Here is a 1,080-nt window from a genome sequence, read left to right on the forward strand (position 1 = left end):
GCGACGGCCGTGCCTCCTACGCCGAGATCCGCCACCAGGTGAACCTCACCGCCACCGCCGTCCGCACCCCGCACGCGCCACCGGGGGCGCGCCGGGGGGGGCCGGGCGGCCCCCGGCGGGGGGGTTGTCGGGCGTGCGTCCGCCCGCCGGGGAAGGCCCGGGCGGGCGGAGGACTCGGGCAGGTGCGTCCCTACGGCACGCGGTCCTACGGCACGCGGCCCTACTGCATCGGGGTCGGCGTGATCATCGCGAACGGGGCGCCCTGCGGGTCGGCGACCACCGTCATCCGGCCGGCCATCATGTCGAAGGGCGGGACCAGGACGGTGCCGCCCCGCTTGACCAGGGCGTCGACCGTCGAGTCCGTGTCGTCCACGGCGAAGTACGTCAGCCAGTGCGCGGGCGTGCCGGGCGGGTCGTTGGCGAGCAGCGTGGCCCCGCCGACCGCCCGGCCGCCCACGCGCACCTCCCAGTAGGAGTCCGCGCCGTCCAGCGGCTCGATCTCGATGCCGAAGGCCTCGCCGTAGAAGGCGGTCGCGGCCTGGATGTCGCTGGTGTGCAGCTCGTTCCAGGTGAGCGCGCCGGCCTCGTTGACGACCTGCGCGCCGAAGAACTCGCCCGGCTGCCAGACGCCGAACACCGAGCCCTGGGGGTCGGCGGCGATGAGCATCCGCCCGAGGTTGCCGACGTCCATCACCGGGACCATCAGCGTGCCGCCGGCCGCGACGATCGCGTCCTGGGTGGCCTGGGCGTCCGTGGAGGCCAGGTAGCTGGTCCACACGGTCGGCGGCTCCGGCATGCCCTCCGGGGCCATCGCCGGGCCGATCCCGGCCGCGGCCTTCCCGTTGAGCTCGCAGACCGCGTACCCGCCGAACTCGGCCGGGCCGGGCTGCCCCTGCCAGCCGAGGACGTCGCGGTAGAAGTCGAGCGCGGCCTGCTGGTCCTTCGCCATGAGATCGACCCAGCAGGGGGTGCCGGTCGCGTACGGGGTGGTGACTTCAGGCATGATCGCCCTTTCTCCCTGGGGGATTACCGCCAGCCACCCTTCCGTCGTCGCCCGCCCGCCGCCACCCGACACGCCGC

1 protein-coding gene is annotated in these 1,080 nt (G+C 74.8%); it reads right to left on the minus strand.

Annotated features, from left to right (window positions below; genetic code table 11):
* Positions 1-220 precede the first annotated feature (220 nt).
* The gene (locus tag ACFV4G_RS43560; RefSeq protein ID WP_380449225.1) at positions 221-1,003 is read right to left on the minus strand and encodes a VOC family protein; all 783 of its coding nucleotides are present in this window, start codon (positions 1,001-1,003) and stop codon (positions 221-223) included.
* Positions 1,004-1,080: the final 77 nt, after the last annotated feature.

Origin of the sequence: Kitasatospora sp. NPDC059747, from assembly GCF_042732955.1 — a bacterium.
Taxonomy (GTDB): Bacteria; Actinomycetota; Actinomycetes; order Streptomycetales; family Streptomycetaceae; genus Kitasatospora.

Excerpts from the sequence above, each read along its gene's own strand:
- ACFV4G_RS43560 (WP_380449225.1), bottom strand. The coding sequence starts at position 1,003 with ATGCCTGAAGTCACCACCCCGTACGCGACCGGCACCCCCTGCTGGGTC.